Raw genomic sequence first — 24,781 nt, 5'->3', positions numbered from 1 at the left:
ACTCAAATGACAATCAACACTTCTCGCTTAGGAAAGGCTAACAGCCATAGAGGATGCGATCGCGGAGTTACAGAAGCAAGTTTCGACCCCCCAACCGATGAATTGGCTACAACAAATTACAGGATCTTTTAAAGATGAACCGGCATTTGAGGAGGTGCTGGCTTATGGACGAGCCATTCGTCAAGGGGATGAATCTATCCTCGAAGCGCAAGACGAGCCCACCCTACCATGCTGGTGGGCAAAGGTCGATGATTCCTAATTAAATTGCCAAACTATCATCATTTGCCCACCCTACCATACTTACAAAGTATCCAACACCATAGTCCGTATATTGCCGAAATTCTGGTGCTTGAAACCCCAGCACAATATCGTCCTTCGCTACCCCTCGATCCACAAGTTCTTGGCCTATTCTCATTTCCGTCATATTTTGCTCAATCCAAATCTTTCCCTTCTTAATATCTAAATGTAAAACACAACCATAGACCCGCCGATAGCCATCCCATCCCACAGTCATTACCATGTAGTGGTCTTGTTTCGTATCAAAAACCGTGTAGCAATCAATCACTCCATTGGCGATGGGAATGGCAGCATAATCCGTCAACAACGACTGAATTATCTGGCGATAAAACTCTAGGTTATACATTGTAAAATCACCTCTTTAATGGCGTCATAAATAAGTAAGCATATGCGCTACGGGCAGGCTACGCCAACAGCTATCAGCACTCAGCAGTCAGCTTAAAAGAAGCGATCCGCTTGAACGCTGTTATCATAGCTTGCCTATAGCGTATGAGCTGAATGGTTACGATAGAACAATTCAGATTCCAGTGCGATCGCTGATAGTAGAGCCCTTGCCAAAGTAGTTTTATGATACTGTTCTTGATCCAGTCACTGTTCGGCTCTATGATGATGATGTGACGTTTGCCGACTCTTAATTTAACCAAGCTCATGGGTAATCTACGACAAAGCCAAACCAGAACGACACAAGCTCGAGATCAGTCTATAGTATCGGGAAGTAGGAAGCCAACATACCACCCAGTCGAGGAACTGCAAGGGATAATTGGTAACCGAGCACTGGGTAATCTAATTAAATCCCAGCCAGACTTATCTGGACAAGTTCATCGTTCCCAAGATCCTCTGCTGAGTAGTGTCTCCCCTGTGAGTGGGCAACCAATCCAGCGAATGCCAATGTTTAGGGGACTTTCCCATGAATTAAAGGGCAATTGGCAGCAGGGCAATCGAGTGCAGGCGAAGCTAACTATTGGTGAAGCTGGGGATAAATATGAGCTTGAAGCTGACCGAGTAGCATCGGAAGTAGTGGATCGGATCAACACACCAGTGACTAGTCACAGCAATCAACCAGACTCGATTCAAGCTCAAGGTCAGCAAGATGAACTGATGAGGAAGCCAAAGTTACAGCTTCAATCTGTAGAAGGTGGGATGGCGGCTACCCCAGAGTTAGAAAGCTCAATCCAACAGGCAAGGGGGTCGGGGATGCCGATCGCCTTAAGTATCCGGAAACCAATGGAACAGTCGTTTGGGGCAGATTTTAGTGGAGTCAGGGTTCACAATGATGCCCAATCTGACCAGTTGAATCAATCTATTCAAGCTCGTGCTTTTACTACAGGTAAAGATATCTTCTTTCGGCAGGGGGAATATAACCCTGGGAGTCGAGGAGGGCAGGAATTGATTGCCCATGAATTGACCCATGTGGTGCAGCAAAACCAAGGTAAATTGCGGTCTACGATAAACTTTAAAAGTGGGATAAATATAAACGATGATGCGGGATTTGAAAAGGAAGCAAATTTGAAAGGAAAAGAGGCATTACAACATCCTGTTTCTATACTTAACACCCCTTTAACAATGTTTCCAATATCCAATTATGAGAAACCTGTGCAAAGAGCTCCTGAGGAAAAGGATGACCAAAAGAAACAATTAATTGACTGGATAGCCGATATTGTTAAAAAACAGTTGGAAACATTAAACTATAGAATCGGTGGTAGTTTCGCAGCAAAAACGGAATATGGTTTTGAGAGAACCCCACAAGATATTGATTTAGAGTTTTGGAGTTATGAAGATGCCTTAAAGGCGAAAGAGTTACTAAAGGCTTACGAAAAAACAGAAAACGAAGATGAATCGTACCCTCAATTGCTTTACTTTCTCCCTCTGGAAGAAGAAGCACCAGTGAGTGTAACAATGTTAGCGATGGGCAAGAGAGCTAAAGTAGAAAATCGCGGTTCTCTATTAACAATAGAGCTCAATAATGAAAATTACCGTCAAGGAGCCAAGGATTTCAAAAAATTACCAAATACAAGATATGAAAAGCAGCCACCTACAATGAGAAGGAACTCTTTAATAGCTGGATCCTTGGAGAGATATAGCTATAATCTAGTACTAGGTAAAGAAGACACGAAACAAGACAAAAAGTTTTTGGAGCATATGATCGGCAGTCTAACAGCCGAAGAGAAAGGGAAATTATTTCAGGAAATAATGGAAAGGTTTGATTGGGATATGATCAAAGACCCTCCCATAGCGGATCAGTATGACGAAGAAGAAGAACTGGATGAGTCTGACGAGGAAGAAGAAGTGGATCACACCCAAAGAATGGAAATAGCAAGTAAAACCCTGCAAAAATTGATAGAGAATTCCAGTAAATGAAATAAGGTCTGTCGTGATCGCTTGCCTCGTAGTGCGATCGCACTCTGTAGGGTGGGCAAATGGACATGATTCCTAATTAAATTGCCAAACTCTCATCATTTGCCCACCCTACCCCTGCTCTGTTGTTGCTTGGGTTAACAAAGGAAGCTATGCCACGTTGGTAGGGATGTAGCGCGGTCTTGAGGTGAACCCCCTCAGTGCCATTCGGCTATATCATGATTAGGTGACGTTTGCCGAGTATTTAAGATTTAACCAAGCTCATGGGTAATCTACGACAAAGCCAAACCAAAAACACACAAACTCCAGATCAGTCTCTTGTATCGGGAAGTAGGAAGCCAACATACCACCCAGTCGAGGAACTGCAAGGAATAATCGGTAACCGAGCACTGGGTAATCTAATTAAATCCCAGCAATACAAATCTGGAGAAGTTCATCGTTCCCAAGATCCTCTGCTGAGTAGTGTCTCCCCTGTTAGTGGGCAACCAATTCAGCGAATGCCAATGTTTAGGGGACTTTCCCATGAGTTAATGGGCCATTGGCAGCAGGGCAATCCAGTACAGGCGAAGCTAACTATTGGTGAAGCTGGGGATAAGTATGAGCTTGAAGCTGACCGAGTAGCATCGGAAGTAGTGGATCGGATTAACGCACCAGTTTCTAGTTTGTCAACTCAACATCAGTCGATTCAAGCTCAAGGTCAGCAAGATGAACTGATGAGGAAGCCAATGGTGCAGCTTAAATCCATCGAAGGTGGAATGGCGGCTACCCCAGAGTTGGAAAGCTCAATCCAACAGGCAAAGGGGTCGGGGATGCCGATCGCACAGAGTATCCGGAAACCAATGGAACAGTCGTTTGGGGCAGATTTTAGTGGAGTCAGGGTTCACGCTGATGCCCAATCTGACCAGTTGAATCAATCAATTCAGGCTCGTGCTTTTACCACAGGTAAAGATATCTTCTTTCGGCAGGGGGAATATAACCCTGGGAGTCAGGAGGGGAAAAAGTTAATTGCTCATGAGTTGACTCATGTGGTGCAGCAAGGAGGTGGCAAAGTTGTGACTAATCAATCTGTTAGGGTCAGCGCAGCTCCTGTAGCTAGGATCCAGTGTATGTCTTTGATGCAGTTCCAAGACAAGTACGAACTAAAAACTGTTCAACAGCAGGGACAAAATCCTCCTCGGACTTCCTATGTACATCACAAGTTAGTTGGTCATCGACCCAATCAACCATATCCCCAGTTTAATTACGGCTATGTGGCAAATGTTCCTACCTATCCGGGAGGTACAACTCCAAACGCAATCGCTACTAAGTATGAGGAGGGGTTTGAAGATAAAACAGAGATGTCTTATCGATTTAGGCTAGTAGTTGGGGTGAATAAATACAAAAGCTTAATGAGGGCTAGAAGTGAGGATGAAATCAGAGATGTGATTAATAATACAGGCAATTTTAACTATCCAGGGATTGTTTTTGGATTTACATGGGAACCGTTTTGGGTTAAAAAATCTACCAACCAAAAGGCAGATTCAAATCAGATAGAAACAGACTTCGGGACACTTAATACTCAGGAGCAGGATCAAGCAGAAGCAACATTAAAAGAAGCTAACTATCTACCTTATGGGGTATTTAGGGATGAAATAACTAAAAGCCAATACACTCAAAGATGTGTGAATGACCTAAAAAATCGATTTAACATACCAAACATTTATATTCATATTGGGGATGCCGACGCGCTTAGTCTCAAAGTTCCAGAGGAGCAATCTCGACACGGTCATTATCAACCCATGGGTTTATTTTCCAAGTACGACCAACTCCTTACACGTCATCAGACTAAAGGAAGACAACTCCCCTATCTTGCCAGCGGTGGGTACGAGCTGCGTCAAGGGGCTCAGGGTGGAGATTTGCCTGCTGATGACGATTTGAGTGTACTGGCTAATAAAATTGATATGAAGGTTCGTCGGATTATTTCAAAAGTAGATCCTAGGGCACCATATTTTCCTGAACCTAATACACTTATAAAGTATGAAGCACTCTTAAAGAATCCAACAGACCCTAACAGCGGACTCAAAAATCGATTGTTCGGTATCAAAGGTGGGGAAGGAAGGGAGCTTATGAAAAATGTACTCGGCGGCCTCCGAGGAGATCTCAAGGAATATGCCTTCTTCAAGCCCAAGGCGGCAATAGCTACATCAACAGCAGGTGGAGGCGAGCGCCTCAAAGCAAGACCCCTACCAAACTACAACCCTCACGAGAAGCAGTTGATTTTAAGAAGGAATATTCCTCCAAATATACTCCGATCTGCTTTGAGAAAGGTTTTGACATCGGCACAGTCTCATGCCCACCCAAGAGGCTGGATAACTCAAGTCGGAATGGGTCTAGGTTTAGATTGGTATGGAGTTCAGCAAATTTATCAACAACAGGTTAATAACTCTGGAAATGCTGAGATTAGAAAAGTTTTAAATGACTTGCTCCCAAATTTTCATCAAGGAAGACCACGAAGGATAACCAATGCTCAGAGAGGTCTAGTTGAAAGGATGGCACAATCAACAATTACTGCCATCGAGAGTTTCTTAGCAGAATTGGAACAGATCATCATAAAAAAAGCCCAATAGTTGAAGTGGATGGGGATATTCCCAATCCAGACTGACAGTTTCACTCCCCTACACCGATAACCTACTCGGTAATATGATTGGTTGTTAATTTCGCAAACTATTTAAGATTTAGTCAAGCTCATGGGTAATCTACGACAAAGCCAAACTAGACAGACACAAGCTCGAGATCAGTCAATAGTATCAGGAAATAGGAAGCCAACATACCACCCAATCGACGAACTGCAAGGGATAATCGGCAACCGAGCACTGGGTAATCTAATTAAATCCCAGCAATACAAATCTGGAGAAGTTCATCGTTCCCAAGATCCTCTGCTGAATAGTGTCTCCCCTGTTAGTGGGCAACCAATTCAGCGAATGCCAATGTTTAGGGGACTTTCCCATGAGTTAATGGGTCATTGGCAGCAGGGCAATCCAGTACAGGCGAAGCTAACTATTGGTGAAGCTGGGGATAAGTATGAGCTTGAAGCGGACCGAGTAGCATCGGAAGTAGTGGACCGGATTAATGCACCAGTTTCTAGTTTGTCAACTCAACATCAGTCGATTCAAGCTCAAGGTCAGCAAGAGGAACTCAAGAGGAAGCCAATGGTGCAGCTTCAATCCATCGAAGGTGGAATGGCGGCTACCCCAGAGTTAGAAAGCTCAATCCAACAGGCAAGGGGGTCGGGGATGCCGATCGCCTTAAGTATCCGGAAACCAATGGAACAGTCGTTTGGGGCAGATTTTAGTGGAGTCAGGGTTCNAGTTGAGCCTTAATCAATAAGTTTTAACCCTTTTTTGCATAACCTACCAACCATAAAGGCTCAACTGTCTAAGGTTTCGTCTCCGGGGGACCCCCAAGACCGCGCTGCCTCCCCAAGACCGCGCTGCATCGCTACTCCCTGCTCCCTGTTCCCTATTCCCTGTTCCCTGTTCCCTTTGCTATATGAATTTCAATGACGAGTTTGAGCTTCTGCTACGTGCTCGCTATCCTTTGTTATATATTCCCACTCTAGAAGAAGAGCGAGTAGAAACAGCGATCAAGCAATCAGCTAAACGTTTGGGTAATCGTGGTGTCTATATCTGGGATTTTGTAGATGGTTACCAGGGAAACCCTAATGATATCGGCTTTGGACGCCGCAACCCCTTACAAGCCTTAGAATTTGTAGATAGAATTGGCGAAAGTGCTGCTGCCATCTTTGTATTAAGAGATTTTCACCGATTCTTAGAAGATGTATCAGTTGCTCGTAAACTCAGAAATCTGGCACGTACCCTCAAATCCCAGCCTAAGAATATAGTTATCGTTACCCCCCAAGTGTCGGTTCCCTCGGATTTAACCGAAGTCCTGACAGTGCTCGAATTCCCCTTACCAACCGCATCGGAAATTAAAGCTGAGGTGAAACGTTTGTTGGGGGCAACCGGACAAACCCTAACTGAAAAAATCATTGATGAGCTGGTGCGGTCGGCTCTTGGTCTTTCCTTAGAAAGGATTCGTCGGGTCCTAGCTCGTGGGATTGCCTCTAATAATGCCATCCAACCTTCAGATGTGGAACTAATTTTAGAAGAAAAGCGTCAATCCATTAGGCAAACCCAGATCCTAGAGTTCTACCCAACCCAAGAAAAAATTTCCGACATCGGTGGCTTAGACAACCTTAAAGACTGGCTACTGCGACGGGGTGGAGCATTTACAGAACAGGCGCGACAATACGGGTTACCTCATCCTCGAGGATTACTATTAGCGGGGATTCAAGGAACTGGGAAATCCTTAACTGCAAAAGCGATCGCAAACCACTGGCACCTACCCCTGCTACGTTTAGATGTCGGTCGTCTATTTGGTGGCTTAGTAGGGGAATCAGAATCCCGTACTAGGCAGATGATTCAGCTAGCCGAAGCTCTCGCGCCCTGCATCCTCTGGATTGATGAAATTGACAAAGCCTTCTCTGGTTTATCCTCTAAAGGGGATGCTGGCACAACCAGTCGTGTCTTTGGTACCTTTATTAGCTGGTTAGCTGAGAAAAAATCCCCAGTGTTTGTGGTCGCTACTGCCAACAATATCCAAGCCTTACCCCCAGAAATGCTTCGTAAGGGTCGATTTGACGAAATCTTTTTTGTTGGTTTGCCCAACCAGGAAGAACGTCGTGCTATTTTTGACCTACACCTATCCCGGCTGCGACCTCATAATCTTAATAGTTACGCTTTAGACCGATTAGCCTACGAAACCCCTGATTTTTCTGGGGCAGAAATTGAGCAGACCCTGATCGAAGCCATGCACATCGGCTTTAGCCAAAACCGAGACTTCACCACAGATGATATTCTCGAAGCCGCTAGCCAAATTATCCCCTTAGCACGCACAGCCCAAGAGCAAATCCAATTCTTACAGGATTGGGCAGCTGCCGGAAAAGCTCGCATGGCTTCTCGCAATAGCCCCTTAAATGATCGCATTCAGCGCCAACTCCAGTAAGTAATCATATATAGTAGTAGTTCTCAATTGGGTGAGCTACTTCATCCTGGGTTAATGGGAGTAGGGAGTAGGGAGTAGGGAGTAGGGAGTAGGGAGTAGGGAGTAGGGAGTAGGGAGTAGCGCTAATAAAATTGACTTGACCTAATAAGTATCAGAAACCCTATAGATTATTTAGATTAATTGAAACTAGATTAATTGTAAATTATATCATGAACTTTTGCTAGAACACCCTAACAACCTGTTAACCTTGGCCAATAGGCACGCGCGTCGCGTTCAACCTTTAACCTGTTAACCTTGACCTTTCGGTCACGCGATCGCGTTCAACCTGTTAACCTTGGCCAATAGGCACGCGCGTCGCGTTCAACCTTGGCCAATAGGCACGCGCGTCGCGTTCAACCTGTTAACCTTCAACCTTTCAACCTAACAACCTCCAACCTTCAGCGTTCAACCTGTTAACCTTCAACCTTTCAACCTTGACCTTTCGGTCACGCGATCGCGTTCAACCTTTATCTTTGAATACTTTCCCATGAATCTTTCCAAGATAGCTCAGTTTATCATTGGTTTTATTCTCGGCATTGGCATCTTAGCAGGTGCTGCTGTTGGTACAGTTTATTACTTCTTTACTAAACTAGCAGTTGAGCCTGAAAAACCAGTTTTTGCTGAGGAGCGACCCAAGAAGTCACCATCACCAAAAGCTCAACCGACCAGTTCATCTGGGCAGTCTAAACCAGCAACTACTCCCAAACCCATTCCTAGTCCTAGTCCTTTACCAAAACTGGAACCGGGTGCTTATCGAGCCAGTGTTACCTGGCCACAGGGGTTGATTCTTCGGGACTCCCCTAGCCTGAACGCTCAACGCATAGGTGGTATTGGCTACAATCAGACCCTGATCATCCTCGGATACAGTGATGATAAGCGATGGCAGAGAGTACGCTTGCCTGGTAGTGACCAAAAAGGTTGGGTTAAAGCAGGTAATGTCAAAAAAATAAACTAATAGTTTCGAGCAACACTCAACACTCAATACTTAACAAGTATTGTTTTTGTTAAGAAAAATAGCTAAATATTAATCTTGATTGCAATATTGCCGATCTAGCTTTAATGCCAGAATCCAGAATGATAGGGTGATGAAACTAACTTTTAACACCATCAAAAAAGTTAAATTTCTGGTTAACTTAATTTCTGGCTAACACGTTTATGTACAACAAAAATACCAATAAAGATCTTTTGGGTGCTGCTGTGACTGCTGCTTTGGGTGCCGGGATTGTCACCTCTTTTGCTGTCAGCCAAGGTCAACACCCAATGATTGCTATAGGAATTACTGCTATGGCTGGCTTAGTTGGTGCCTTGTTACATCAGGCTGACTTAGTATAAATAAAAGTCCTATGATAAGTAATTAACAACTTGCTAGTTATGTGTTTTCTGGTGGGCTAATTGGAACAAACCACAAGATTCTGATCACCCGTAGCAGGAAACCCGTTAGACATCCATCCATTAACAGGATAAGTTATTCTTGCCCACTCGCGCCCTTGGGAGTCCTTGCGAAATTGGTCTTGACGGGAACCGTTGATCAGTTGTACTTCCACTCCATAGGAGACAAGACCTAGTCGAGAAGAGTTAATATTCGGTCCTCTACGGACAGCTATACCATCATTACCTTTATATATAACTTCGCGACAGAGAGATGGTGTTGGATTAGAGCGTACTATTACTCTGTCCTGACAGAACTTTAGATCTTTGGCTCGGACAAATCCAGGAACGGGGGAGTTGATCGCGATCCAACCATTTTTCCTAACCTTGTTTTCGGCCAGAATAACTTCTTCATTAGGCTCTAAGGTTCTGATTGGTTCGATTGATGGCTGTTTGTAGATAAACATTGACTTAGCAGCTTGGCGGCAGAGAGATAGTGTTTGAGTAGGGGTTACTCCTCCTATCCCCGGCGGACAGAACTTGAGATTTTGGGCTTGGACAAATCCACTAATGGGGAAGTTGATCGCAATCCAACCATCTTGGCTAACCTTGTTTTCGGCCAGAATAACTTGTTCATCAGCCTCTAAGGCTCTCATTAGGTTAGAGGTTGATCGCTGTTTGTAGATAAACGTTGACTCAGCAGCGGCGCGACATTTACCCATCAATCCCTGAGCCAGTTGAAATTTCCCTTGAGTCTGAGCTTGGGTTGGTTTGGCCGAGGGGATGCTGTTGGCGGAATTGGTGCTCGGAATTACGGTAGCCCTAGCCCCTACTCCCCCTAAATTGCTCAAGACTAAAGCTAGGAGGGGGACAAATGTACTCCAGTGACGAATAGTGCTCATGATTTAAAACTATTGCGTTATGGTTAGAGAGGAGAATTGCTCTGTTTTGATAAGAGTCTTGCTCTATAACTACATGCTTTAATATCCGATTACGTAAAATTTCTGAGATTATGTTGTCCGAAACATTACCAATGCTCTACTGTCATTTGTTAAACTAACGGTAACAGTTTCCTTGGAAAAATCATGGAGACCCTTGCCTATCTTCATCTTGCCTTAAGCGAAGAAGAACTAGCAGATACTCCTGCAGTTTTGAAGGAGTCAATTCAAAAATTGTTTCAGTGGCTCAAGGAGTATAAGCTAGTTGCTTACCATCGGATTTATTTACTGTTGCTAATTGCCATACTTAGCATTGTGGGGATGGCAGAAGAAGCCCTAGCCCAAAGGGTGCTGCGGGAAGGTCGTAGGGGAGCTGATGTAACAGAGGTTCAGCGTCGTTTGCGAGAACTCGGGTATTTCAATCGGCAACCAACTGGCTATTTTGGTTCAATTACTAAAAATGCTGTGATTCGGTTCCAACGAAAAAAGGGGCTTCCTGCTGATGGGGAAGTCGGACCACGAACCAGAGCAAAACTCTTTCCATCACAAACCAGAGCAGCACCATCCCGTAGGAATGTTACTCAATCTGGACTCAGACGAGGGTCTCGTGGATCAGCGGTTACGGAAGTGCAGCGACAGTTGAGACAACTGGGGTATTTCAATGCCGACCCAACCGGTTACTTTGGTCCAGTTACAGAACAAGCAGTGATTGAATTCCAAACAGACTATGGTCTCAGGGCGGATGGGATTGTGGGATCACAAACTAGAGCAGAACTATCTAATGCTTTAGTTACTCAATCACAACCGTTTGGATTACCGCCTGATCAGATCCCTCTTCCTCCTGCTGACTTTAACAGTCAACAACCCATAGCATTTGGTACTCCTATTCGTCGCAGTGAACTACGACCAGGCGATCGCGGCCCAGAGGTTAGACGGCTTCAGGAAGAGTTGAGATCTCGAGGGTTTAATCCTGGTGCTATTGATGGGAGATATGGCGAAGAAACTGAGGATGCAGTGTTTAAATTTCAGATACGTAATAATAATCTACTTCCAACCGGGATAGCTGATTTACAAACCCTGCAAGCATTGGGACTTATTAATATAAATCCTGAAGCTGAGAAGAATCGCTATGTGGTGGTGATCCCCATTCCTAATGATAATGTGCTAAGTGAAGTGCGAAATCAGATGAAGCTGACTGGTGGTATTATATCTGACGATGATCGAGGCCGTTATTTTAATGCTGGAGCTTTTTCTAGCCGTAGTGAAGCGGAAAGTCGTTCCCATGAATTGCGATCGCAAGGATTTGATGCCCGGGTAGCCTATTTTTAAGTAAGCTCAAGTCTACTAACAAATAAAAAGTCTACTAACAAATAAATAAATCGGGGTGCTCCCTCAGGTATTGATAAATTCAATAAATTTTGAACAACTAGAACCCTAGGACAAGGGATAGCTAGGGTGATAGCTAGGATAGGATTGGCAAGAAGCCCACACTTCCCTAATCGGTAAGTTAATCGGAAAGTGTGGGAATATGTCACCAAGGGATTAGCTCAAAGCTTCCAGGTAATCCCGAACTCGGTTACGGCGCTTGGGTTGCCGCAACTTTTGTAAAGCTTTAGCTTCGATTTGGCGTACCCGCTCGCGAGATAAATCCAAAGCGCGACCAATCTCAGCTAGAGAGTAAGGCTGGTTATCTCCCAAGCCAAACCGCATCCGAATCACATCCCGTTCACGGTTGGTTAGATCGGCTAGGAGTTGCTGTAAATCCCGTTGTAAGGCTTCTCGCATCAACACTTCTTCTGGAGAAGTTTCCTCAGTTTCGAGTAAATCTCCTAGTTCGGTGTCTCGTTCCTTACCAACTTTAATTTCCAAAGAAACAGAGCGGGGTACTCGTAGTAATACTTCTCGTACCTGAGCCGCAGTCATTTCTAATTCCACAGCAATATCGTCAATGGTTGCTGTGCGCCCACGTTCTTGGGAAATCTTCCGTTGGGCTTTTTTGATTTTATTGAGCTTCTCAGTAATGTGAACTGGCAGGCGAATGGTACGGCTTTGGGTAGCGATCGCCCGGGTGATTCCTTGACGGATCCACCAGTAAGCATAGGTGCTAAATCGGTAGCCTTTGGTCGGGTCAAATTTCTCAACCGCTCGCTCTAATCCCAGAGTTCCTTCCTGGATTAAGTCTAGGAGTTCCAAGCCACGGTTTTGATACTTCTTCGCTACTGACACTACCAGACGTAGGTTAGCTTTGATCATGTGTTCCTTAGCTTGGAGCCCTTCAGCTTGTACCTGCTCTAGCTCTTTGGATGTTAGTTCGGCTAACTCTGCCCAACGCAGTTTTCCAGCTGACATACTCGGCTTCAGTTGAGAAACGTCAATTCCTGCAGCCGTTGCCCACCGTTCCAAGGAAGGACGGTGACCTAACTGGGACGCTAGACGATCATGGATTTCAATCAGGTGGACAAAGCGCTCCATGACTTTATCCTCAGATATAGCCGACTTATTATTGCGCAGCCGTAGTAGTTTCATGTAGCGCTGAACTTTTTGAGCTTCCGAGACTTCCTCATCTCGCCTCAGTAGACGAACCCGACCAATTTCCTGGAGATATAACCGAACTAGGTCGGTGGTGCGACGGGTGCTATTTTTAGTTAAGCTAGCCGCGTCTGCACCCTCAATCTCCACATCAACTAAGTCATCCACTGATCCTTCCCCATCGTCCCTTGGGCCATTAAGCTCAAAGCTATAGGCAGAAGTCTCGTGATCTAATTCTGTGTCGGCATAGAAAGGAGTGGCTGGCATAATGATCTCTCGATTACAACCAGTGACAACACGGAATTGTGTTTGTCACACTTAGTACTAGAATTCCCACCCATGATGATCGGAGAAACAGCTACTTAATTTTTTCTCCCGGCAAGACTTACCGGTTATCCCTGGTAGCCTTTATTAATATTGGTAGCTAACGGTTCACCCGATCTATCCACCCTACCTTGCCGCATTCAGCTAAAGGTCTATAGATGGCAAAAGGAACAGGATCTCCTGATTTCAGCTATTGTATAAGTAACTCTATAGTAAAATAGAGACCTTGGTCAAAAGCTGTATTAATCTACAGTGCGCATCATGGGGATTCCAGAAAGATTCTCGCTAATTCAAGAAAAAATTTTATTTATGGGTATCAGGGACTAATATCAAGGACTAAGCAGTAGGGAAGCTACTTGCGGATATCCTGTGCTCGAATGGGTTTGAAGAAACAACGAACTTATGAATAAGTGCATACACATAGTTTAAAATTGCCAAATTATTGCCGAATTACCAGAGTAATCAAATATCAGTGCCACCTAGCTATGTTGCTAGATTGGCACTGATATTACGAAACTTGATAAAACATTACCAAAGTTTGCAATGTCTTGATGTAGTCGCTTTATCTCAAGCAGTGGCATGTCCCTAAAGATTTTATATTTTCAGGATGCCTGATAGACAACAGCAAAATGTCTCAATTTTTGTCTCAGTTTTTTGTCTCAGTTTTTTTGTATGAGTTTGAAAGCAGGGGAGCTTCCGGAGCAGGAGAGCTTTCGCAGTCAGGCAGCAAGGGATACTAGCTGGTTTGGTAAATTTTTCATGATCATTGCGATACTCTTAAGGCCAAAGGCCACCCTACGCGAACAGAGCCGCTACGCGATTGACCGTAGGTCACGCTACGCGAACGCACTCGAGATCAGACCATCATTCTGGCTTAGTATCTCGTAGCATTAGAGCTTCAACAGCCGCTTGGGGGGTTATCTCCCCTTGGAGCAATCGATGGACTTGATAAGTAATGGGTACTGAAATTCTTTTGAGCTTAGCTCGTTCCATCACAACCTTTGTAGTGTTGACCCCTTCTGCTGTTCCCTCCAAGTTGGCCAGAATATCTGCAAGTTTCTGACCAACAGCCAGCTGATAACCAACTTGATAATTGCGACTGAGGCGACTACTACAGGTTGCGAGTAAATCTCCTAGTCCCGACAAACCGTAAAATGTTTCTACCTTAGCACCCCAATCTTTACCAATACGGATCATTTCTGTAAGCCCACGGGTTAGCAAAGCTGCTTTGGCATTTGTTCCTAGTTGTAAACCATCACAGGTTCCAGATGCGATCGCCATCACATTTTTCAGGGTACCCCCTAGTTCTACACCGAGGGGGTCTCGATTGGTGTAAACCCGGAAATTTGGCGAAGAAAACACCTGTTGTAGTATCTCAGTTGCTTTTACATCTGTGCTAGCTACTACTGTAGCGGCTGGGAGTTCTTGTTTAATTTCTTTGGAAAGATTGGGACCCGATAGCACCACTACAGGATTGTTGGGAAATTCAGCTTGCCAGATTTGAGAGGGAGTACGGGTGGTTTGCAAATCTAACCCCTTAGTCGCTGTGACCAAGATCACGTCAGAAGATACTGATAAACACTTTAGCTGTTGCGCTACAGCATTTACCCCCGACATGGAAACAGCAGACAAGATAATACTGCTAGATTTTATAGCATCTGCTAATTTTGTCTGACTCCGACGGGACCACAAACAAACCTGATCACCGTTTTTAGAGGCTAGGCTATAGAGGGCTGTACCCCAAACACCTGCTCCGATTATAGTGATGTTGGTCATTATGATTGTTAGTTGTTACTTTCCATTTTCTTGCAACCATGCAACCGTTCATCGGGGATAGCGCTGCATTAATTCTCGAACTTGCTCGGCATGATAGGAACTGCGGGTAAGGGGAGATGAAACAACTTGCAGGAAACCGAGGGATTCACCATACTCTTTCCAGGTATCAAATTGTTTAGGGGTTATGAATTCAGAAATTTTTAGGTGTTTTTGAGTGGGTTGAAGATACTGACCAATAGTTAAGATGTCGCAGTCTACTTGCCTTAAATCCGTCATGACTTGCCGGACTTCTGCATCAGTTTCTCCTAAACCTACCATTATACCAGATTTGCTGTAAACCGATGGAGCCAAGTTTCGCGTCCGCAACAGTAATTCAAGGGAACGCTGATAATCCCCTTGAGGGCGTACTTTCCGATAGAGTCGGGGTACTGTTTCTGTATTGTGATTGAGGACTTCGGGTTTAGCTTGAAGAATCGTTTCGAGGGCATCCCAGTTCCCGCACAAGTCTGGGATTAAAACCTCAATAGTGGTATCAGGTGAGACCAGGCGAATGGCTTCAATGCACTGTACAAACTGGGAAGCTCCACCATCGGGTAAATCATCCCGGTTGACAGAGGTAATAACCACATGATTTAGACCCATGCGCTGCACGGCTTCCGCTAGCCGTGTGGGTTCAGTGGAGTCAAGAGCTTTGGGTTTTTTCTCAAAGTCAATATCGCAGTAGGGACAAGCACGGGTGCAGGCTGGTCCCATAATTAAAAAGGTGGCAGTACCAGCATTGAAGCACTCTCCGATATTGGGACAAGAGGCTTCTTCACAGACAGTATTGAGTGCTAAATCTCTTAAGGTTTCTTTAATATTGCCGACACGCTGCCATTGGGGCGCTTTGACTCGCAACCATTCTGGTTTAACTACCACTCTTGGTTATACTCCAACTATATATATATATAAATTTAAGTTACGTAACTTTAATCTTGATCCTAACAAGCTAGGGGCCGATTGCCCCTAAGGCATGATAAAATAGATGAAATCTTAAATTATGGCTTTATCGGGATGTAGCGCAGTTTGGTAGCGCACTTCGTTCGGGACGAAGGGGTCGCAGGTTCAAATCCTGTCATCCCGATTGTACTTTTGGACTAACTTGAAAAGTTAGCAGGTTACAGGTTAGCAGGTTACAGGTTAGCAGGTTAGCAGGTTACAGGTTAGCAGGTTACAGGTTAGCAGGTTACAGGTTAGAGGTTCTTAAACCTTCAACCTCTGAAACTTTCAACCTTCAACCTCTGAAACCTTCAACCTCTGAAACCTTCAACCTCTGAAACCTTCAACCTCTGAGTAAAGTTCCATCACCTTAGTGATAGGCATTCGCGATCGCACTCCCAAAGTCAAAGGGGAAGTATGTCCTTGATTTAAATGGTCAGTTGCGGCACAGCCAATCATTGCGGCATTATCGGTACAAAACTTCAGGGGAGGGAAAATAACTCGCAAATTATGCTCAGTTGCTGCAGCTTGTAACTGTTGTCTCAAGCCACTATTGGCAGCCACCCCACCCCCAACCACAATCGTGTCCAGACCATAGTCGAGAGCACAAGCAATGGTACGCTTGGTAAGCGATCGCACTACAGTTTCCTGAAAGCTGGCAGCAATGTCGGTCACTGGAATTTCTGAGTGTTCCTGTTCCAGTTTTTGCACCAGCCTTAGCACCGCTGTCTTCAAGCCACTAAAACTGGAGTCATAGGGATGATAACCGCCACTAGCAAGGGAAATCTTACCTTCTGGCAATGGAAAGGCTTTGGGGTTACCCTCTCGTGCTAACTTATCTATAACTGGTCCTCCGGGATAGCCTAACTTTAATAATCGTGCTACCTTATCAAAGGCTTCACCAGCAGCATCGTCACGGGTTGCGCCCAGTATCTCATAGCTACCACAGGTTTTGACATAAATTAAGCTAGTGTGACCGCCAGACACCAACAGACTCAAAAATGGTGGTTCTAGTTCTGGCTCACTGAGATAGGTGGCGTAAATATGACCTTCTAGATGATGGACACCTACAAAGGGCTTGTTGTGGACAATGGCCAGGGTTTTGGCAGCTGTGACCCCCACTAGTAGAGAGCCCACTAAGCCGGGAGCGCAGGTAGCAGCAATGCCGTCAATTGCTCCCCAGTCCAGTTGAGCTGCTTCTAGGGCTTGCGCGATCGCATTATTGATGGTTTCCAGATGGCTACGGGATGCTACCTCTGGCACCACACCCCCATACTGCCGATGCATAGGAATTTGGGAGGCAACAATATTGCTACAACATTTACGATTGTTAACAATCGCCACAGCTGTTTCATCACAACTGGTTTCTATTGCTAAAACACAAGCCATTCACCAATGACCTTTATTGAAACACTACTTTTAGTTAATTAAACTTTACTAGATACACGCCTCAGAGTAAGATTGCCTGAGTGTACAAATAATTTGATCTCTTGGTTTGTACAAAAAACTTTTTGTTTCTTAACAAAAGGAGACACTTTCTATGCGACGATTGTTAGCTTTAATTTTTGCCGTCTCTGTGTGGCTTTGCGCCATCAGCCCAGCCTCTGCTTCTTTGGATCATCTCACCCCTTGTAGTGAGTCTGCTGCATTTCAAGCCCGGAAGGCTCAGTTCCTAAATACTACAGGTGACCCCAATTCCGGTGCGAACCGATTTGAGCGGTATTCTCAAGCACTTTGTGGTGATGAGGGATATCCTCACTTGATTGTGGATGGTCGTTTCTCCCATATGGGTGACTTCCTCATTCCTAGCTTACTCTTCCTCTATATCACTGGCTGGATTGGCTGGGCAGGTCGCAGCTATCTACAAGCGATTCAAAAGGGTAAGAACCCAGAAGAAAAAGAAGTCATCATTGATGTCCCCGTGGCATTTAGTAAGATGCTAATGGCTGCCTCATGGCCTTTGTTAGCATTCAAAGAAATCACTACTGGTGAAATGTTTGCTAAAGATGATGAGATTCCTGTCTCACCACGCTAGCAATCATACTTAGACTCGCTGGCGGGAACGCTTTTAGCACTGAAAAGTTAGCTAAAAACTAGTGCCGTTCTCGCTAATCAAGTTTTCACGCTTTATAGACAGGGCATGATATTGATGTGCCAAGATGTCTTGAAATAGTTATCGATTTTAGGAGAATGTTCCATGCAGGATTTACTCAAGTATTTGTCCCTAGCACCAGTGTTGTTGGCTGTTTGGATGACCATTACGGCTGGAATTTTGATTGAATTTAACCGCTTTTTCCCTGATCTACTTTTCCATCCGTTGTAATTAGGAAAAATGGGGAAAAGATTTAAATAATTCATTCCGGATTGGTAGGTAAGCTAATTAATATACAGCTCCTACCTTAGTTCGCTGAATTATTTAAATTTACCCTAAAAAACCTATTCACAATTTAAAAAAATAATTCAGAGTGCAGAATCCATAATCCAGAAGTAAAGTTGAATATTTCTGAATTAATTATTTCTGAATTATTAAGTTGCTGAATCCTGAATTTAGCAACTAATAATTCTGCATTCTGAATTGATAATTGTAAGCATTCAGCTATCAGCTATCAGCTATTAGCCTATGGGCTACAGATGGTGCTACTTGAGGTGCTATCAGCGATCAGCTTTGGGCTTGTGGGCACGCTACTGTTCGCGCAGCGTGCGTGTAGCGCAATCGGTGCTTATGGGGAAACTCACAGGGTCGAAGCCTGTGCGACGCTACTGTTCGCGCAGCACCTCAAGTAGCGCAATCGGTGCTTTTGAATAAAATAAGCTGACGGCTGACGGCTGACGGCACCTCAAGTAGCACCATCTGTAGCGCATATGCTTACGATAATTCAGAATTCGGTTGACCAAAAGTCTGGGTTTCAAGCCTGGCCAAAGGCCACGCTACTTGAGTTTCCCTTCTAGGGCGACTTTTTCCGAAATAAGGTATATTATATTTAAATGTGTAGCCTAGCACAGGCAGGATTCGTCGGTACTGCCCTATTTAACAACGAGCGTTTTGCGATGCTAGTACACGAGGCGCGAAAAACCTCACGGTGTGCTTACAGTCGTCGAATTAAATTCGCCACGGGTCGCACCGCTAAAACGCATGGGTCTTAACAGATACCGAAAACCAGTAAAATAACAACTTCAAAATATATAACGTACCGTGGGGTTAGAAGTTACCGTAAGAAGAGTGGAGCCTTAATCAACAAGTTTTAACCCTTTTACGCATAGCCGACTAACCATAAAGGCGACCCTCTGATAAGGTTTCGTCTCCGGCACACGGGAACAAGGAAATTCCCAACGCTTAGGAAGACAAGCCCACTGGGGTTAGTTAAATTAGGCTCGATATTTGGTTTTTAAACGGGTATTTGGCTTAAGTATTGCCTTTCAGGATAGCTAATTTTAAGGCATGTCCTAGAACTAAGAATCCCCGCTCTTTTAGGGCGGGGAGTGTCAACTTTTGTAAAATTGTTTGAAATGGCAAATCTGGCACTGCTGAGTGTATCTGACAAAACTGGGCTAATCGACTTTGCCCGTCAGCTAGTAGAAGAATTTGAATTTGATTTAATCAGCAGTGGTGGAACGGCTAAAGCCTTGCAATCAGAGGGTTTGCCGGTAACGAAAGTGTCTGATTACACTGGCTTTCCAGAAATTTTAGGTGGCAGGGTGAAAACCCTACATCCACGAATTCATGGTGGAATTTTGGGAAGGCGAGATTTCCCCGAAGATGTGGCAGAAATGGAGACAAACCAGATTCGTCCCATTGATTTGGTGGTGGTGAATCTCTATCCATTTGAACAGACTGTTGCTAAACCGGACGTGAGTTTAGCAGAAGCAATTGAAACTATCGATATCGGTGGTCCAACACTGCTGAGGGCAGCTGCGAAAAACTATGCTCATCTGACAGTGCTGTGTAATCCTAGTCAGTATCAGGATTATTTAGAGGAGTTGCGCCAGAATGGAAATCAACCATCAACTGAATTCCGTCAGGCTTGCGCTATAGAGGTTTTTGGTCATACCGCTGCCTATGACCATGCGATCGCATCCTACCTGATCGGGTACAAAGATCCAGTTTCCCTACCAAAACGATTTACCTTGTCTGGACAACAGCGCCAATCTCTACGCTATGGCGAGAATCCCCATCAACCGGCATCGTGGTATCAATCCGGAACGGTTCCCACAGGTTGGGCTGCAGCCACTAAACTTCAGGGTAAGGAACTCAGTTACAACAACCTGGTGGATTTAGAAGCTGCACGGCGGATCATTAATGAATTTACTGACACTCCAGCCGCAGCAATTCTCAAGCACACCAATCCTTGTGGGGTAGCCTTGGCAGAAACCCTCTCGCAAGCCTATCAGAAGGCATTCAATGCTGACTCTATTTCTGCCTTCGGTGGAATTGTGGCATTAAATCAACCCATTGATGCTGCTACAGCTGTTGCGTTAAAGAAAACTTTCTTAGAATGTGTAGTCGCACCAGGATGTGAACCAGAAGCTCAAGAAATTCTCAGTGCTAAGTCGAAGCTAAGGGTGTTGCTATTACCAGACTTACAGACCGGAGCAAAGCAAACTGTGAAAGCTATTGCAGGGGGGTTTCTGGTACAAGCTGCGGATGATGCCATGGATAATCCTGAGAATTGGCAAGTGGTAAGCCAAAAGCAACCTACTCCTGACCAAATGGCAGAATTATTATTTGCTTGGAAGGTGTGTAAGCATGTAAAGTCTAATGCCATCGTCGTGACGCGCGATCGCACAACCTTAGGTGTGGGTGCGGGTCAAATGAATCGGGTAGGTGCAGTCAATATAGCATTAGAACAGGCTGGGGAAAATAGCAAAAACGCTATCCTTGCTAGTGATGGATTCTTCCCGTTCGATGACTCAGTGCGGACAGCTGCTAAAGCAGGGATTGAGGCAATTGTGCAACCGGGTGGGAGTTTACGAGATCAAGACTCGATTCAGGCAGCAGATGAACTGGGATTAGTAATGGTGCTCACCGGTATGCGCCACTTTTTACATTAGTTATTTAAATTATCCAGAAGAAAATGAAAGTAAGTACTTGCCCCTATGTTTAAAAAACTACCCTTGTTAGAGGGGGTTAGGGGAGCCAAACCAACTAAACTTTGTAAGTCCTCTTGACAAAAAATACATATAAATTCAATATTTATGAGTATTTATCGTTTAAAATTTATTAATATCATATAAAGCGACGATGAGAATGGTAAAGTCATGCAACTGTGTAAAGATGCCTTAGGAATTCTCAAAGAAACTAGTCGAACTTTCTATATTCCAATTAGTTGTTTACCAGGAGGGTTACAAGAATCTGTTGCTTCTGCATACTTATGTATGCGTGCAATTGACGAAATTGAAGATGATTTTGAGCTTGATAACCCTACCAAGGCTTCACTGTTGCGAAAAATTAGTTTCGGTCTACAAGGTATAGGTAATGGATTCAGTGCCTCGGAATTATCTTTAGCCTTGAGTAAGCACGAACAGCCACTTCCAGAAGTAACCATTCGGATTGGTGAATGGGCAATGCTAGCACCGGAAACCATTGCACCTCGCATTTGGGAAGCTAGCGCAGCTATGGCAGATAGAATGGCAGCTTGGGCTGAATGCGGTTGGGAAATTAATACAGAAATGGATTTGGATGCTTATACTTATAGCGTTGCCGGCTCTGTAGGATTGTTACTTTCTGATTTATGGGCTTGGTATGATGGTACCCAAACTAACCGTAGTTATGCAGTTGGTTTTGGTCGGGGTTTACAAGCAGTCAACATTCTACGTAACCGGTCTGAAGATTTGACAAGGCAAGTGGATTTTTTTCCCAACGGCTGGGGCGAAGAAGAGCTACATAAATATGCTCGGAGAAATCTCTCTTTAGCTGATGCTTACACCAATGCTCTACTGAAGAATAGTCCAGCCAGAAATTTTTGCCAAATTCCCCTGGCTTTAGCTCATGCAACCCTTGATGTTTTAGCTCTCGGACAATCTAAACTAACCCGCAGTGCAGTGATGGGTATTGTTGAGGAATTAACAACTAAGTAGATCGGTATAAAAGTGTTCTATTTTATTAGGAATAGTTAAGCGATCGCTTAAGAACAACACACTGTCGTTTTTTTGCTGAGCTTCAATCGGGGTCAACCCTAGATTGCGTAAGGCTTTCAGCGACTGCGATCGCCATCTCTGTCAGAAATGCAGGTATAGCAATTCCAATATTGCTTCCAATATTGAGTAGAACACAAATCAACTGTAGGGGCGCACACCGTGCGCCCAATTGCTTATGGTAGATTAAATCAGACCTAGTTGTTCCAGAATTCCGTTACCAGTAAGCAACTCGGTAGCCAAGCCAATGGCGAAACCAAGCATTGCCAAACGGCCATTCCAGGTTTCAGCAAAGTTGGTGAAACCGAACTTAGATTCTTGCTCTTGAGTCATTGTTATAGATCTCCTAGGGTTTTGTTAGCTTCTGTAATATAAGTTAACCTATTTTGGGGATATTTGCAACATTTATTTATATTTTTATAACCAAAATATGGTATATGCGGATACGCTTTGCCTGAAGTAGGGATAACTGGAGGCTATAGGGAGATAGGGTTGAACGCGCAGCGTGGCCTTTTGGCCAAGGTTAACAGGTTGATGGTTAACTGGTTGATGGTTAACTGGTTGGAGGTTAACCGGTTGAAGGTTAACTGGTTGAAGGTTAACTGGTTGAAGGTTAACTGGTTGAAGGTTAACTGGTTGAAGGTTAACTGGTTGAAGGTTGTTCGCGTAGCGTGGCCTTTTGGCCAAGGTTGTTGAAGGTTGTTCGCGTAGGGTGGCCAATAGGCCAAGGTACTAACCTTCAACCGACAACACCTACTAACCTTCAACCGACAACACCTACTAACCAGCAACACCTACTAAGGGGCAACACCTACTAAGGGGCAACCTACTAACCTTCAACTCTATGGGTTCACAGTCTAATGTCGATCGGGAACCCTTACCCCCAGCATCGGTACAGGTGATGAACCTGGACGGCTCAAACCAACAGACCTTTGCCTATGGCTGAGGTAATCTTGTCGGTCTCGACTGTCATCCAATTACTGGTGAACTTTACACTACTGTCAATAGACCTGATGACTTGTTTAACCTTAAATAAAGTAGCTGCTAGCTTTCCCGAGCCAAGGCAGAAGCTTAGTGATAATAAGCTGAACTGTTTCCCATAAGTTTTTTCCTGCTTCAACCGTTTCACCAGCTTCTTTTAAACCTTTGAGAGCTGTACAAGCCTTTTGCAAATTCTTAGCAGCAAAATCCTTATCCGGCTCTTCTCCTTGTGCTTCTTCAGGACTTACGCAACTGGCACAGTGGGGAGCTTGACTATAGTACTTTAGTACTATAGTCAAGCTCCGTCTGTGATCAGCCCTTTTTCAGATTAGTAATAGTAATTAATGGTCGTTCGTTTTTTAAATTTTCTGATCAAATCAGAGGAGGGTGCTTTAAAAAATTCAGTTAGTGATGAAATTTACTAAACTTAACTATTGTCAATACTTATTAAGTAGCCACCTCAATTATACTCTCACCAATTTAGCCGAACATTTAGAGCAGATTAGCCATGATCAAATCAACCGTTATCTAAAAAATGATAAATTGACCCCACGCTTACTGTGGGATAATGTCAAAGACTTAATTGAAATAAATGAGCAAGCTTATCTAGTTTTTGATGACACAGTAATTGATAAACGATACTCTAGAAAAATAGAGATAAGCCAACGACAATCTAGTGGTAATTCCCATGGTATAATTCAAGGAATTGGATTCATAAATTGCATATATGTCAATCACGAAACCAAAAAGTTTTGGGTAGTAGACTATCGTATTTATGACCCAGAACGGGATGGTAAGACAAAAATAGAACATGTTTTGGAGCATATCCAAAACCTTGTGTATTCTAAGGAGTTGCCATTTAGAACTGTATTGATGGACAGTTGGTATGCCACAAATAAATTAATGTTATATATCGAGGATTTGGGAAAATATTATTATTGTACTCTCAAACGTAATCGACTTGTAGATGATACTGGCAATCAAAAAGATTATCAAAGAATTGAATCATTAGTTTGGGATGAAAAAGAGTTAAAATCCGGTAAATTAGTAAAAATAAAAAAATTTACCGCCTCCAAAAAAGTGAAACTTTTCCGGGTAAGTGTCTCCACCGACAAAACGGATTTTATCGCTACAAACGATTTATCTCAAAATTCTACGGACGTTGTACAAAAAGAGTGTAAGGTTCGATGGAAGGTTGAGGAGTTTCATCGAGAATTAAAACAATTGACTGGTATTGAATCATGTCAATGTCGCAAGGGTCGTATTCAAAGAAACCATATTGCTTGTGCTATTTTAGTTTGGCTCAGACTCAAAAATTTGGCTTATAAAAGTAGTCAAACAATTTATCAAATTAAGCATGGGCTCTTTTCCAATTACTTAATTAACCAACTAAAACGTCCTGACATTACTATGTCTATAGTTTAGTTATTAGACTCTCGCCGTAGTCTAGCCCCACCATTAGTTGTGCCAGTTGCGTAAGTCCTGTTCTTCTTTAGCAGCTTCTAAATACTTGATTGCTTTAGATGTCTCTGCCTCCGGTAACTGTGAGCTGCGAAACAGTTCTTCAAGCTTAGTAATCTCCTCAACCACATTGGCTTGAGTCAATGGCTGAGAAGATTCAATTTTACCAATTTGTTTATTTTGGGTCAGAGTTGTATCCTTCTCCGCATTTACTACAACTTGGCTATCATAAATTTGACCAACGTTGAAATTGACTTGTTGAGAAGACTTTTCTTCTGGCATGACTGTAGCACGAGTAAATTTTACGTTTAATCTTTAACGAAATACTAGCTAAATAATATGACTTTTACAATTGTCATAATTTCCACTAATCATCTAAGTAAAAAATTAGTGGTAGCTGAATAATTTGGGTGTATCTCATATTTTAAAATATTGCGTAGTGGCGTGGCACAGCTAATTTGGTGCATTAGATTCTAGGTCTTCATCAAGTTCAAATACAGGATATAGGTGTTTAAGTTTGACTCGTGCATCTTCGGTAGTAAATCGCCAAACGACCTTGG

23 protein-coding genes, 1 tRNA gene and 1 pseudogene are annotated in these 24,781 nt (G+C 43.8%); 15 read left to right on the top strand and 10 right to left on the bottom strand.

The features are described from left to right. Positions 1 to 46 precede the first annotated feature (46 nt). Positions 47 to 259 (top strand): hypothetical protein, encoded by a 213-nt coding sequence (locus F6K64_RS16940; protein WP_071986840.1) that lies wholly within the window; start codon positions 47 to 49, stop codon positions 257 to 259. Here F6K64_RS16940 and F6K64_RS16935 read toward each other — a convergent pair whose 3' ends face one another. Then, the gene (locus F6K64_RS16935; RefSeq protein WP_008181765.1) at positions 260 to 643 is read right to left on the bottom strand and encodes a XisI protein; all 384 of its coding nucleotides are present in this window, start codon (positions 641 to 643) and stop codon (positions 260 to 262) included. 302 nt (positions 644 to 945) lie between these two features. On the opposite strand from F6K64_RS16935, the gene F6K64_RS16930 reads away from it, so the two are divergent. The 5 genes from F6K64_RS16930 to F6K64_RS16910 all read left to right on the top strand — a co-directional run bounded on the left by F6K64_RS16930 (position 946) and on the right by F6K64_RS16910 (position 9,066). Then, entirely contained in the window at positions 946 to 2,655 is a 1,710-nt protein-coding gene (locus F6K64_RS16930; protein ID WP_008181763.1) for an eCIS core domain-containing protein, read from the top strand. Between the two features lie 260 nt (positions 2,656 to 2,915). Continuing rightward, positions 2,916 to 5,258 (top strand): eCIS core domain-containing protein, encoded by a 2,343-nt coding sequence (locus F6K64_RS16925; protein WP_287265887.1) that lies wholly within the window; start codon positions 2,916 to 2,918, stop codon positions 5,256 to 5,258. Positions 5,259 to 6,180: 922 nt separating this feature from the next. Further along, a complete protein-coding gene (locus F6K64_RS16920; protein ID WP_009148765.1) occupies positions 6,181 to 7,695 on the top strand; it encodes a Ycf46 family AAA ATPase in 1,515 nt (504 codons plus the stop codon). A 526-nt stretch (positions 7,696 to 8,221) separates the two neighbouring features. Beyond that, the gene (locus tag F6K64_RS16915) at positions 8,222 to 8,689 is read left to right on the top strand and encodes an SH3 domain-containing protein (protein WP_009148763.1); all 468 of its coding nucleotides are present in this window, start codon (positions 8,222 to 8,224) and stop codon (positions 8,687 to 8,689) included. Between the two features lie 200 nt (positions 8,690 to 8,889). Further along, on the top strand, positions 8,890 to 9,066 hold the full coding sequence (locus F6K64_RS16910) for a hypothetical protein (protein WP_009148761.1): 177 nt from the start codon (positions 8,890 to 8,892) through the stop codon (positions 9,064 to 9,066). A gap of 56 nt (positions 9,067 to 9,122) precedes the next feature. Here the strand turns inward: F6K64_RS16910 and F6K64_RS16905 are convergent, their stop codons facing one another. After that, entirely contained in the window at positions 9,123 to 10,004 is an 882-nt protein-coding gene (locus tag F6K64_RS16905; protein WP_009148759.1) for an SH3 domain-containing protein, read from the bottom strand. 183 nt (positions 10,005 to 10,187) lie between these two features. On the opposite strand from F6K64_RS16905, the gene F6K64_RS16900 reads away from it, so the two are divergent. Continuing rightward, positions 10,188 to 11,369, top strand: coding sequence for a peptidoglycan-binding domain-containing protein (locus F6K64_RS16900; protein WP_009148757.1), 1,182 nt, complete (start codon positions 10,188 to 10,190; stop codon positions 11,367 to 11,369). 213 nt (positions 11,370 to 11,582) lie between these two features. Here the strand turns inward: F6K64_RS16900 and sigC are convergent, their stop codons facing one another. Beyond that, positions 11,583 to 12,836: an RNA polymerase sigma factor SigC gene (sigC, locus tag F6K64_RS16895; protein WP_009148755.1), complete on the bottom strand. Its 1,254-nt coding sequence runs from the start codon at positions 12,834 to 12,836 to the stop codon at positions 11,583 to 11,585. Positions 12,837 to 13,565: 729 nt separating this feature from the next. On the opposite strand from sigC, the gene F6K64_RS16890 reads away from it, so the two are divergent. Further along, complete coding sequence (locus F6K64_RS16890) at positions 13,566 to 13,781, top strand: hypothetical protein (protein ID WP_044494286.1); 216 nt, start codon at positions 13,566 to 13,568, stop codon at positions 13,779 to 13,781. Here the strand turns inward: F6K64_RS16890 and F6K64_RS16885 are convergent. Together F6K64_RS16885 and lipA are read right to left on the bottom strand one after the other, a co-directional pair. Beyond that, complete coding sequence (locus tag F6K64_RS16885; RefSeq protein ID WP_287265885.1) at positions 13,758 to 14,669, bottom strand: NAD(P)H-dependent glycerol-3-phosphate dehydrogenase; 912 nt, start codon at positions 14,667 to 14,669, stop codon at positions 13,758 to 13,760. The two genes, F6K64_RS16890 and F6K64_RS16885, sit on opposite strands and share 24 nt — an antisense overlap. A 48-nt stretch (positions 14,670 to 14,717) precedes the next feature. Next, positions 14,718 to 15,587 carry a lipoyl synthase gene (lipA, locus tag F6K64_RS16880; protein WP_287265884.1) on the bottom strand — a complete coding sequence of 290 codons (870 nt, stop codon included), beginning with the start codon at positions 15,585 to 15,587 and terminating at the stop codon, positions 14,718 to 14,720. Positions 15,588 to 15,718: 131 nt separating this feature from the next. Here lipA and F6K64_RS16875 point away from each other — a divergent pair. After that, positions 15,719 to 15,792, top strand: a tRNA-Pro gene (locus tag F6K64_RS16875). 182 nt (positions 15,793 to 15,974) lie between these two features. Here F6K64_RS16875 and tsaD read toward each other — a convergent pair. Next, positions 15,975 to 17,036, bottom strand: coding sequence for a tRNA (adenosine(37)-N6)-threonylcarbamoyltransferase complex transferase subunit TsaD (tsaD, locus tag F6K64_RS16870; RefSeq protein WP_009148750.1), 1,062 nt, complete (start codon positions 17,034 to 17,036; stop codon positions 15,975 to 15,977). A 151-nt stretch (positions 17,037 to 17,187) separates the two neighbouring features. Between tsaD and F6K64_RS16865 the strand changes: the two genes are divergently transcribed. From F6K64_RS16865 to F6K64_RS16850, 4 genes are all read left to right on the top strand, one after another. Further along, positions 17,188 to 17,682, top strand: a complete 495-nt coding sequence (locus tag F6K64_RS16865) for a photosystem I reaction centre subunit III (RefSeq protein ID WP_009148748.1) — start codon at positions 17,188 to 17,190, stop codon at positions 17,680 to 17,682. Positions 17,683 to 17,844: 162 nt separating this feature from the next. Beyond that, positions 17,845 to 17,970 carry a photosystem I reaction center subunit IX gene (gene psaJ / locus F6K64_RS16860; RefSeq protein ID WP_009148746.1) on the top strand — a complete coding sequence of 42 codons (126 nt, stop codon included), beginning with the start codon at positions 17,845 to 17,847 and terminating at the stop codon, positions 17,968 to 17,970. 1,184 nt (positions 17,971 to 19,154) lie between these two features. After that, a complete protein-coding gene (gene purH, locus F6K64_RS16855) occupies positions 19,155 to 20,696 on the top strand; it encodes a bifunctional phosphoribosylaminoimidazolecarboxamide formyltransferase/IMP cyclohydrolase (protein ID WP_287249894.1) in 1,542 nt (513 codons plus the stop codon). A gap of 207 nt (positions 20,697 to 20,903) precedes the next feature. Next, positions 20,904 to 21,722: a squalene/phytoene synthase family protein gene (locus tag F6K64_RS16850; RefSeq protein ID WP_009148740.1), complete on the top strand. Its 819-nt coding sequence runs from the start codon at positions 20,904 to 20,906 to the stop codon at positions 21,720 to 21,722. Between the two features lie 243 nt (positions 21,723 to 21,965). Here the strand turns inward: F6K64_RS16850 and F6K64_RS16845 are convergent, their stop codons facing one another. Then, positions 21,966 to 22,112 carry a CAB/ELIP/HLIP family chlorophyll-binding protein gene (locus F6K64_RS16845; RefSeq protein ID WP_287249872.1) on the bottom strand — a complete coding sequence of 49 codons (147 nt, stop codon included), beginning with the start codon at positions 22,110 to 22,112 and terminating at the stop codon, positions 21,966 to 21,968. Between the two features lie 84 nt (positions 22,113 to 22,196). Beyond that, a complete protein-coding gene (locus tag F6K64_RS16840) occupies positions 22,197 to 22,499 on the bottom strand; it encodes a hypothetical protein (protein ID WP_287265883.1) in 303 nt (100 codons plus the stop codon). A gap of 121 nt (positions 22,500 to 22,620) precedes the next feature. Here F6K64_RS16840 and F6K64_RS38925 point away from each other — a divergent pair. Next, positions 22,621 to 22,800, top strand: a pseudogene (locus tag F6K64_RS38925) (PQQ-dependent sugar dehydrogenase); the annotation flags it as partial. A 7-nt stretch (positions 22,801 to 22,807) separates the two neighbouring features. On the opposite strand, the gene F6K64_RS16830 reads toward F6K64_RS38925, so the two are convergent. Then, positions 22,808 to 23,059, bottom strand: coding sequence for a hypothetical protein (locus F6K64_RS16830; RefSeq protein WP_287265882.1), 252 nt, complete (start codon positions 23,057 to 23,059; stop codon positions 22,808 to 22,810). A 112-nt stretch (positions 23,060 to 23,171) separates the two neighbouring features. Between F6K64_RS16830 and F6K64_RS16825 the strand changes: the two genes are divergently transcribed. Next, the gene (locus F6K64_RS16825; RefSeq protein WP_287249868.1) at positions 23,172 to 24,185 is read left to right on the top strand and encodes an IS701 family transposase; all 1,014 of its coding nucleotides are present in this window, start codon (positions 23,172 to 23,174) and stop codon (positions 24,183 to 24,185) included. Between the two features lie 33 nt (positions 24,186 to 24,218). Here the strand turns inward: F6K64_RS16825 and F6K64_RS16820 are convergent, their stop codons facing one another. Continuing rightward, the gene (locus F6K64_RS16820) at positions 24,219 to 24,503 is read right to left on the bottom strand and encodes a hypothetical protein (protein WP_287249866.1); all 285 of its coding nucleotides are present in this window, start codon (positions 24,501 to 24,503) and stop codon (positions 24,219 to 24,221) included. Between the last annotated feature and the right edge of the window lie 278 nt (positions 24,504 to 24,781).

This window comes from Moorena sp. SIO3A2 (assembly GCF_010672265.1).
Lineage (GTDB): Bacteria > Cyanobacteriota > Cyanobacteriia > Cyanobacteriales > Coleofasciculaceae > Moorena > Moorena producens.
The sequence above is the reverse complement of the archived record's forward strand: the minus strand, read 5'-3'. Positions and strand labels throughout refer to the sequence as shown.

What these genes read in the sequence shown, in the direction of transcription:
- F6K64_RS16935 (WP_008181765.1), bottom strand. Translation starts at nt 643, where the DNA reads ATGTATAACCTAGAGTTTTATCGCCAGATAATTCAGTCGTTGTTGACG.
- F6K64_RS16930 (WP_008181763.1), top strand. Translation starts at nt 946, where the DNA reads ATGGGTAATCTACGACAAAGCCAAACCAGAACGACACAAGCTCGAGAT.
- F6K64_RS16925 (WP_287265887.1), top strand. Translation starts at nt 2,916, where the DNA reads ATGGGTAATCTACGACAAAGCCAAACCAAAAACACACAAACTCCAGAT.
- F6K64_RS16920 (WP_009148765.1), top strand. Translation starts at nt 6,181, where the DNA reads ATGAATTTCAATGACGAGTTTGAGCTTCTGCTACGTGCTCGCTATCCT.
- F6K64_RS16915 (WP_009148763.1), top strand. Translation starts at nt 8,222, where the DNA reads ATGAATCTTTCCAAGATAGCTCAGTTTATCATTGGTTTTATTCTCGGC.
- F6K64_RS16910 (WP_009148761.1), top strand. Translation starts at nt 8,890, where the DNA reads ATGTACAACAAAAATACCAATAAAGATCTTTTGGGTGCTGCTGTGACT.
- F6K64_RS16905 (WP_009148759.1), bottom strand. Translation starts at nt 10,004, where the DNA reads ATGAGCACTATTCGTCACTGGAGTACATTTGTCCCCCTCCTAGCTTTA.
- F6K64_RS16900 (WP_009148757.1), top strand. Translation starts at nt 10,188, where the DNA reads ATGGAGACCCTTGCCTATCTTCATCTTGCCTTAAGCGAAGAAGAACTA.
- sigC (WP_009148755.1), bottom strand. Translation starts at nt 12,836, where the DNA reads ATGCCAGCCACTCCTTTCTATGCCGACACAGAATTAGATCACGAGACT.
- F6K64_RS16890 (WP_044494286.1), top strand. Translation starts at nt 13,566, where the DNA reads ATGAGTTTGAAAGCAGGGGAGCTTCCGGAGCAGGAGAGCTTTCGCAGT.
- F6K64_RS16885 (WP_287265885.1), bottom strand. Translation starts at nt 14,669, where the DNA reads ATGACCAACATCACTATAATCGGAGCAGGTGTTTGGGGTACAGCCCTC.
- tsaD (WP_009148750.1), bottom strand. Translation starts at nt 17,036, where the DNA reads ATGGCTTGTGTTTTAGCAATAGAAACCAGTTGTGATGAAACAGCTGTG.
- F6K64_RS16865 (WP_009148748.1), top strand. Translation starts at nt 17,188, where the DNA reads ATGCGACGATTGTTAGCTTTAATTTTTGCCGTCTCTGTGTGGCTTTGC.
- psaJ (WP_009148746.1), top strand. Translation starts at nt 17,845, where the DNA reads ATGCAGGATTTACTCAAGTATTTGTCCCTAGCACCAGTGTTGTTGGCT.
- purH (WP_287249894.1), top strand. Translation starts at nt 19,155, where the DNA reads ATGGCAAATCTGGCACTGCTGAGTGTATCTGACAAAACTGGGCTAATC.
- F6K64_RS16850 (WP_009148740.1), top strand. Translation starts at nt 20,904, where the DNA reads ATGCAACTGTGTAAAGATGCCTTAGGAATTCTCAAAGAAACTAGTCGA.
- F6K64_RS16845 (WP_287249872.1), bottom strand. Translation starts at nt 22,112, where the DNA reads ATGACTCAAGAGCAAGAATCTAAGTTCGGTTTCACCAACTTTGCTGAA.
- F6K64_RS16825 (WP_287249868.1), top strand. Translation starts at nt 23,172, where the DNA reads ATGAAATTTACTAAACTTAACTATTGTCAATACTTATTAAGTAGCCAC.
- F6K64_RS16820 (WP_287249866.1), bottom strand. Translation starts at nt 24,503, where the DNA reads ATGCCAGAAGAAAAGTCTTCTCAACAAGTCAATTTCAACGTTGGTCAA.